Source organism: Stutzerimonas stutzeri (assembly GCF_024448895.1).
GTDB classification, from domain to species: Bacteria; Pseudomonadota; Gammaproteobacteria; order Pseudomonadales; family Pseudomonadaceae; genus Stutzerimonas; species Stutzerimonas stutzeri_Q.
Genome location: NZ_JAMOIC010000028.1, coordinates 44,245 through 52,002 on the forward strand (window position 1 = coordinate 44,245; position 7,758 = coordinate 52,002).

Sequence of the window (7,758 nt, forward strand, 5' to 3'; positions counted from 1 at the left end):
GCCAATCCCAAAACGCCCGCAAGCCTTTACAATGCCCGGCTTCGATCTACACCCGGTCCGCGCCCATGTCCCTGCCTCAGCACCACCTCGAACTGCTTTCCCCTGCTCGGGACACGTCCATCGCACGTGAGGCCATCCTGCATGGCGCCGATGCGGTGTACATCGGCGGGCCGAGTTTCGGGGCGCGGCACAACGCCGAAAACAGCGTGGCGGACATAGCGGAGCTGGTGAAATTCGCCCACCTGTTCCATGCGCGCGTGTTCGTCACCATCAACACCATCCTGCATGACGACGAGCTGGAAGCCGCGCGGGCGCTGATCTGGCAGCTGTACGAGATCGGTGTCGATGCGCTGATCGTGCAGGACATGGGCGTGATGGAAATGGACATCCCGCCGATCGAACTGCACGCCAGCACCCAGACCGACATCCGCACGCTGGAGCGCGCCAAGTTCCTCGACAAGGCCGGTTTCTCTCAGCTGGTACTGGCTCGCGAGCTGAACCTGCAGGAAATCCGCGCGATCAGTGATGCGACCGATGCGGCCATCGAGTTCTTCATCCACGGCGCTCTGTGCGTGGCGTTTTCTGGCCAGTGCAATATTTCCCATGCGCAAAACGGGCGCAGCGCCAACCGTGGCGACTGCTCGCAGGCGTGCCGCCTGCCCTACACGCTCAAGGACGACCAGGGACGCGTGGTCGCTTTTGACAAGCATCTGCTGTCGATGAAGGACAACAACCAGAGCGCCAACCTGCGCGCGCTGGTCGATGCCGGCGTGCGCTCGTTCAAGATCGAGGGGCGCTACAAGGATGTGAGCTACGTGAAGAACATCACCGCTTACTACCGTCAGCGACTCGATGAAATCCTCGAAGACCGCCCTGACCTGGCGCGCGCGTCCAGTGGCCGCATTGATCACTTCTTCGTGCCGGACCCGGACAAGACCTTTCACCGCGGTAGCACCGACTACTTCGTCACTGACCGCAAGATCGACATCGGCGCCTTCGACTCACCGACCTTCACCGGCCTGGCCGTCGGCGAAGTACTAAAGGTCAGCAAGCACGACCTCACTGTGCAGACCCGCGAGCCGCTGTCCAACGGCGATGGCTTGAACGTGCTGATCAAGCGCGAGGTGGTGGGTTTCCGCGCCAGCGTGGTCGAGCCGCTGAGGCAGTTCGAAGAGGACGGTCAATCGTTCTGGCAATACCGCGTCGAACCCAACGAAATGCCCGCGGCGATGCATCAGGTGCGGCCAAACCATCCGCTCAATCGCAACCTGGACCACAACTGGCAGAACGCGCTGCTCAAGACATCCGCCGAGCGCCGCATCGGTGTGCGCTGGCTGGCCAAACTGCGCGCCGACGAGCTGGAACTGCACGTCACCAGCGAAGAAGGCGCCTACGCTACCGTCTCGCTGGCCGGTCCTTTTGGCGAAGCGAAAAAGCCGGAGCAGGTGCCCGGTCAGATCGCCAATCTGCTGAGCCAGCTGGGCACCACGATCTACCACGCCGAAGAAGTGGACGTGGATGCGCCGCAGGCCTTCTTCATCCCCAACTCGCAACTCAAAGCCTTGCGCCGTGAAGCTATCGAGGCGCTGACCGAAGCCCGCGAAGCGATTCGGCCGCTGGGCAGCCGTAAAGCGGTCAGCGTACCGCCGCCGGTCTATCCCGAATCGCACCTCTCCTTCCTCGCCAACGTCTACAACGAGAAAGCACGCGCCTTCTACCACCGTTACGGCGTGCAACTGATCGATGCGGCCTACGAGGCTCACGAGGAAACCGGCGAAGTACCGGTAATGATCACCAAGCACTGCCTGCGCTTCTCGTTCAATTTGTGCCCAAAACAGGCCAAGGGCGTCACCGGCGTCCGCACCAACGTCGCGCCGATGCAGCTGGTGCACGGTGACGAGGTGCTGACCCTGAAGTTCGACTGCAAACCCTGCGAGATGCATGTGATCGGCAAGATCAAGGGCAACATCCTCAACTTGCCGCAGCCGGGTAGCGCCAGCAGCGTGGTCGGCCACATCACCCCGGCCGATCTGATGAAGACCATCCGCAGCAAGCCGCACGCCTGATTCCTTGGCAGCCTCTTACTGGGTGATGGTGGATAGAGCGGTCGAATAAATTCGACCCTACGCTTTCATTAGCCACCGCGTTAGAACCGGCCGAATGAGTGGGCCTTACGATGTCTTGTAGGGCTGAACTTGTTCGGCAGCGGTTGCGCAGCGGCGCGACTCTGCAAGGGCAACATCCTCAACCTGCCCCAGCCGGGTAGCGCCAGCAGCGTGGTCGGACACATCACCCCGGCCGATCTGATGAAGACCATCCGCAGCAAGCCGCACGCCTGATTCCTTGGTAGCCTCTTACTGGGTGATGCGGATAGAGCGGTCGAATAAATTCGACCCTACGGATTTCATTAGTGACCGCGTTTGAACCGGCCGAATGAGTGGGCCTAACGATGTCTTGTAGGGCCGAACTTGTTCGGCCAAGGTCGCGTGGCGGGACGGCGCGGTGAGTACGCAAATTTCTTGTGAGCCCATGCTCCCATCCGGTAGCTTCTCGGTACCCGCATCTGCCGGGCCAGAACAATAACCGCGGCCTTCTCAGCCGCGCCCTTGCAAGGAAATACCCATGAGATCTCTGATTGCGGCTGGCATCCTGCTGGCCAGCGGCGCGACGTTCGCCGCGCCCTCCTCTTCGCTGCTCGATGACGTCCAGCAGCGGGGGACGCTGAAGGTCTGCACCACCGGCGACTACAAGCCCTACACCTTCCTGCGCGACGACAAGGCCTACGAAGGCATCGACATCGCGCTGGCTGAATCGCTGGCCAAGACGCTTGGCGTAAAGGTCGAATGGGTGCCGACGACCTGGAAGACGCTGATGCCGGACTTCTTGGCGGGCAACTGCGACATGGGCGTAGGCGGGATCTCGATTTCCCTCGAGCGGCAAAAAAAGGCCTTCTTCAGCGACCCGATCACCGTTGACGGCAAGATTCCCTTTGTCCGCTGCGACGAAGTCGAGAAATACGAAACCATCGAGCAGCTCAACCAGCCCTCGGTTCGCCTGATCGAGCCACCGGGAGGCACCAACGAAGCCTTCGTACACCGTGAGTTGCCGAAGGCGCAGCTGGAGCTCTTCCACGACAACACCGTGATCTTCAAATCCGTTGCCGAGAACAAGGCCGATGTGATGATCACGGATGCATCCGAGGCGATGTATCAGCAGCGCAACTACCCGACCCTGTGCGCGGTCAACCCCGACAAGCCTCTGCAGTACAGCGAGAAGGCCTTTCTCCTCCCCCGGGACGATGTCGCGTTTAAGGCGTATGTGGATCAGTGGCTGCATCTCACCAAGGCAACCGGAGAATATCAGCGTATCGCCGACACCTGGCTGGCCAAGCCTGGCTCCTGACGGCATCGGTTCAGGCAGGTAGACATCTCGTCCTGCGAGCGGCTGCCCAGCCGCTCGCAGAATCGATCTCTGCTTTGGCGCGCGAGGCGCAATGAGTCGTCAGCGAGAGTGGGTGCCCGCAGTACACGCAAGCCAGGATCGCTGACTCCTATCCGTTTCGCTTGTTGAGAAAACTTAATGGCGATACGACACTCTTACTGGCACCGTGCCCACCGCATTGAGTACAGGACTACGAGTTCCGCCATGAGACAAGGATCGAACATGCTCCAGAAGCCTGCCAGTTGGTCAGCCGCCTTGCTGTTGATGGCTGTCCTCGCCGGGTGTACGAGCCAGCCACCCAGAACGCCCACTTCATCGCAGCCGGAGAAGACGCCCGCCCCAACCAGCGAACTGCTGGGCTCGGGAAAGGCCTCGTACTACGGCAGCCAGCATCACAACAAGCTGACCGCTAACGGCGAGCGCTTCGACCAGAACTCACTGACAGCGGCGCACCGCACCCTACCGTTCGGTAGCAAAGTCCGGGTGACCAACACCCGTACCGGTAAAAGCGTGGTGGTGCGTATCAACGACCGCGGCCCGTTCGTCCGCGGACGGATCATCGATCTGTCGAAAGCCGCATTTCAGAGCATTGGCAGCACCCGTTCGGGCGTCATCCGCGTTCGACTGGAGCGGGTCGAATAGCTTTTTTGCTATCCGACCTGATCGTGCCGCAAAGCCGGTAGCGGTTTCTTGATAGGTAAAGCCGAGAGCGATCGGTAAGTGCATTGGGGGCCTTGCCCTGCTGACCACTTTTTCATGACTGAATGAGCGGCCTGTTGCCCAACGCGTATAGACGAAAGCTATCGCCGCGATTGTTTGTTTTCAGACCCTGATCGCTCAAGCCTGGGGGACTGGCGCCGATAGCAAGGGACGTCATCCAACTCGCTTCGGTGCAATCATGTTCAACGGCCGTCTCAAAGAACAACTCCAAGAGCAAAGCGCGGAACTGTCTCCGCTACGCCAACTGCACGATCACATGGCGGCCACCATGCTGGCTCTCACGCTGGACCCGGAATTCCGAATGGTCTCGCTAAACGAGAAGTTCGCCCAGACGCTTGGCTACCGGGTCGAACAGTTGCAGAACCGCCCGATGGCAGAGATCGTTCCGGCCTACGTCAAGAACCTCCCGTGCTTCCACAATTTCCGCGCGGCGGTTTCTCAGCGCAAGCCGGTTAATGATGACTACCGTTTTCTGCATGTCGACGGCAGCCTGAAGTGGGTTCACGTGGACTGGTATCCGGTCATCAATGACCGTGGCGAGCTGGCCGAGATCCGAGGGTTCGGCCGCGAGATTACCAAAGACCTGCAGTTGTCGAAGGAGAACGAAGCCTTCATCACCGCCCTGCTCCGCTCTACGGCGGTGATCCAGTTCAACCTCGATGGCAAGATCGTGACCGCCAACGAGCAATTCCTGCAGGCGACGGGGTATTCGCTGAATCAGATCGTGGGTAAACACCACAGCATCTTCTGCACACCAGCTGACGCCGCTTCCTCGCAATACCAGCAATTCTGGCAAACCCTCAACCGTGGCGAGTTCGTTGCGGACCGCTTCAAACGCGTGGACAGCCACGGCCGCGACCTGTGGCTGGAGGCGACCTACAACCCGGTTTACGATCCTGAAGGCAAGCTTTGCAAGGTGGTCAAGTTCGCCAGCGTCGTCACCGATCAGGTCGCACGAGAGGAGGAAGTCCGCGAGGCCGCCAGCATTGCCTATGACATTTCGCGACATACCGACACCGCAGCCATGCGCGGCGCCAGTGTCGTCAAGGACACCGTTGCGACCATGCAGCGCATCGCCGCTGAAGTTGAATCGGCCACCCAGGGTATCGAAGCGCTCGGCCAGCAATCGCACCTGATCAGCTCCATCGTGCAGACCATCGGCGGCATCGCTGCGCAGACCAATCTGCTTGCGCTGAACGCAGCTATCGAAGCAGCGCGCGCGGGTGAGCAGGGTCGAGGTTTTGCCGTCGTGGCCGATGAGGTCCGGCAACTGGCCGGTCGCACCAGCGCCGCCACTGAAGAAATCGTCGCGGTCGTGCAGAAAAATCAGACACTGGTTGACGAAGCAGTAAGGGAGATGGCCAACAGCCGTGAGCAAGCCTCGCAGGGCCTGGCACTGGCCAATCAGGCAGGTGAGGTGATCGTCGAGATTCAGGACGGCGCCAAGCAGGTCGTCAGCGCCGTCGGCCGCTTCGCCAACGAACTCAAGTAACGCGGGTGGTTCACCACGGCGGAGCGATTCGCTCCGCCGCTATCACGCTGCCGCGCTGTCCATCGGCCGGGCAAACCGGTACGTGGCGAAACAGCACAACAGCACGCCACCGACAGCCAGCAATCCCCCGACAATGCCCACATTGCTCAGGCCTAACTGCTGAGTTACCAGGCTACCCAGTAGCGCTCCGCCACCGATGCCGATGTTGTAGATGCCCGAGAACATTGCCATGGCGACGTCGGTCGCGTCGGAGGCCAGATTCAGCACCTTGGTTTGCAGCGCCAGGCCGAAGCACATCCCGGCAATACCCCAGACCACCACCAGCGCGCCCAGCAGCGAACTGTCGCGTGCTGCCGGAAGCAACAGCAGCAGGCAGGTCGCCATGGCCGAGATCGCCGCGATCATGAAGCCCTTCGGATAACGCCCGCTGTAGCGGCTGAACAGGAAGGAGCCGAGGATGCCCGCCCCGCCGAACAGCAGCAGCAACACGGTCGTCATGTCCCCGCTCAGGTGCGCAATGGTCTGCGCGAAAGGCTCGATGTAGGTGTACGCCGTGAACTGCGCGGTGATCACCAGCGCAGTGAGCACATAGGTCGCGACCAACGCCGGTCGCTTGAACAGCACCGGCAGGCTGCGCAGCGAGCCGGAATTCTGGCTTGGCAGCAGTGGCAGTGTCCGGGCGAGCACCAGCACCACCAGCGCCGCGATCCCGGCAATCGACAGGAAGGTCGTGCGCCAGCCCAGCGCCTCTCCCACTACGCGACCCAGCGGAATACCCAGCACCATGGCCAGTGCGCTGCCGGTAGCCAGCAGTCCCAGCGCCTGCGCCTGCTTGCCAGCCGGTGCCACGCGCACAGCCAGCGAGGCGGTAATCGACCAGAACACCGCATGGGACAGCGCGATGCCGATGCGGCTGATCATCAGCATGCCAAAGCTTGACGCCACGCTGGACACCAGATGGCTGCCGACGAACACGACGAAGACGAACATCAGCAAGGTGCGACGCTCGATGTTGCGCGTCATCAGCATCATCGGCAGCGACATGAGGGCCACCACCCAGGCGTAGATGGTCAGCATCAAGCCGACCTGAGACGGCGGCATGTCGAACGAACGGCCGATGTCGCTTAGTAAGGCGACCGGGACGAACTCGGTAGTGTTGAAAATGAAAGCGGCCAGGGCCAGCGCGATAACGCTGAGCCAACTCCCGCCGTGGGAGCTTTGCGATTCGGTCATGTAGGCGATCTGAAAACTGCTGTTCACTCGGCAACCGCAACGCGCCAGGACGGCACAGTGCAGTGTGACGAAGAAGGTGTAAGGAATGGCTGTTCCCACACCCACCACAACGCAGATCGCCCGCGGCGCAGGTAATGCACGCGGGTGGCAGCGTAAGCGTTGGAGGTGCGAAGCGGGACAGCTGGAGCGGCGCGGATTCTACGCCTGCTGTAGGTCGCTGTCAGGCTTGAAAAGCATCTGGCGACCGGTGGAAGACCTGCATCGTCGCTGTAGCGAATTGCGCGAACCCGCGCGACATGGACAAGCCGCGGATCACGCTGTTGTAGGAGCCAGCTTGCTGGCGATCCACGCCTGCGCGGTGCCGAAAAGATCGCCAGCAAGCTGGCTCCTACAGGGGATAACGCCAGCGAGGGCATTGAAGGCGCTGCGAGGTGCGGAATCCTGCGGTCGGTCGCTGTTAGGCCGAGCAGGCATCTGGCGATCGATGGCAGACCTGCATCGTCCCTATAAGCGAATTGCCCGAACCCGTAGGACATGGGCAAGCCGCCGATCACGCTGTTGTAGGAGCCAGCTTGCCGGCGATCCACGCCTCTACGGTGCCGAAAAGATCGCCAGCAAGCTGGCTCCTACAGGGGACAACGCCAGCGAGGGCATTGAAGGCGCTGCGAGGTGCGGAATCCTGCGGTCGATCGCTGTCGGGCCGAGAAGACATCTGGCGATCGATGGCAGACCTTCACCATACCTGTAGCGAACTGCCCGAATCCTTTCAACATGGACAAGCCACGGATCACGCTGTTGTAGGAGCTAGCTTGCTGGCGATCCACGCCTTTGCGGTGCCGAAAAGATCGCCAGCAAGCTGGCTCCTACAGGGG

Annotated in this window: 6 protein-coding genes; 5 read left to right on the forward strand and 1 reads right to left on the reverse strand. The window is 61.3% G+C overall.

Annotation, left to right across the window (positions count from 1 at the left end; genetic code table 11):
• The first annotated feature begins 65 nt into the window (after positions 1-65).
• From NA619_RS22365 to NA619_RS22385, 5 genes are all read left to right on the forward strand, one after another.
• Entirely contained in the window at positions 66-2,066 is a 2,001-nt protein-coding gene (locus tag NA619_RS22365) for a peptidase U32 family protein (protein WP_255963987.1), read from the forward strand.
• A 129-nt stretch (positions 2,067-2,195) separates the two neighbouring features.
• Positions 2,196-2,339 carry a hypothetical protein gene (locus NA619_RS22370; protein ID WP_255963989.1) on the forward strand — a complete coding sequence of 48 codons (144 nt, stop codon included), beginning with the start codon at positions 2,196-2,198 and terminating at the stop codon, positions 2,337-2,339.
• A 283-nt stretch (positions 2,340-2,622) separates the two neighbouring features.
• The gene (locus NA619_RS22375; RefSeq protein ID WP_255963990.1) at positions 2,623-3,402 is read left to right on the forward strand and encodes a transporter substrate-binding domain-containing protein; all 780 of its coding nucleotides are present in this window, start codon (positions 2,623-2,625) and stop codon (positions 3,400-3,402) included.
• A 261-nt stretch (positions 3,403-3,663) separates the two neighbouring features.
• On the forward strand, positions 3,664-4,083 hold the full coding sequence (locus tag NA619_RS22380) for a septal ring lytic transglycosylase RlpA family protein (protein WP_255963991.1): 420 nt from the start codon (positions 3,664-3,666) through the stop codon (positions 4,081-4,083).
• A gap of 256 nt (positions 4,084-4,339) precedes the next feature.
• Entirely contained in the window at positions 4,340-5,653 is a 1,314-nt protein-coding gene (locus NA619_RS22385; RefSeq protein WP_255963992.1) for a methyl-accepting chemotaxis protein, read from the forward strand.
• 42 nt (positions 5,654-5,695) lie between these two features.
• On the opposite strand, the gene NA619_RS22390 is transcribed toward NA619_RS22385, so the two are convergent.
• On the reverse strand, positions 5,696-6,886 hold the full coding sequence (locus NA619_RS22390) for a sugar transporter (protein WP_255963993.1): 1,191 nt from the start codon (positions 6,884-6,886) through the stop codon (positions 5,696-5,698).
• Positions 6,887-7,758 lie beyond the last annotated feature (872 nt).

Bases quoted from the DNA above. Each gene is read 5' to 3' on its own strand.
- NA619_RS22365 (WP_255963987.1), top strand. From the start codon at position 66: ATGTCCCTGCCTCAGCACCACCTCGAACTGCTTTCCCCTGCTCGGGAC.
- NA619_RS22375 (WP_255963990.1), top strand. From the start codon at position 2,623: ATGAGATCTCTGATTGCGGCTGGCATCCTGCTGGCCAGCGGCGCGACG.
- NA619_RS22380 (WP_255963991.1), top strand. From the start codon at position 3,664: ATGCTCCAGAAGCCTGCCAGTTGGTCAGCCGCCTTGCTGTTGATGGCT.
- NA619_RS22385 (WP_255963992.1), top strand. From the start codon at position 4,340: ATGTTCAACGGCCGTCTCAAAGAACAACTCCAAGAGCAAAGCGCGGAA.
- NA619_RS22390 (WP_255963993.1), bottom strand. From the start codon at position 6,886: ATGACCGAATCGCAAAGCTCCCACGGCGGGAGTTGGCTCAGCGTTATC.